The sequence below is a fragment of the Candidatus Kosakonia sp. 282A-S69 genome, from assembly GCF_029433855.1.
Classification (GTDB): domain Bacteria; phylum Pseudomonadota; class Gammaproteobacteria; order Enterobacterales; family Enterobacteriaceae; genus Kosakonia; species Kosakonia cowanii_A.
On record NZ_JAROAU010000005.1, the window covers coordinates 246,948 to 247,215 of the forward strand.

A 268-nucleotide genomic window follows, 5' to 3' on the forward strand; every position below is an offset into this window, starting at 1 on the left:
GGCTGCCAGTCACCGTCGCCAATCCGGTTATGTCTGGCATACAACTGGTTCAGGGAAGACCCTTACATCCTACAAAGTAGCTAGAAATCTTCTCCAGATACCATCAATTGCCAAAACTATCTTCGTTGTCGATAGACGAGATTTGGACCAGCAAACGACTTCAAGCTTTTTATCCTACGCAGCCAACGATGTCATTGACATTGATGAGACAGATGATACGCATCAACTAGTTAAGAGTCTCTATGGCGATGATAAACGAGTTGTGGTG

At 44.8% G+C, this 268-nt stretch carries 1 protein-coding gene; it reads left to right on the forward strand.

Annotated elements, in window-relative coordinates:
* Positions 1–268: DEAD/DEAH box helicase family protein (locus tag PU683_RS22205; RefSeq protein WP_277174669.1), on the forward strand; the 268-nt coding region annotated here is incomplete at both ends.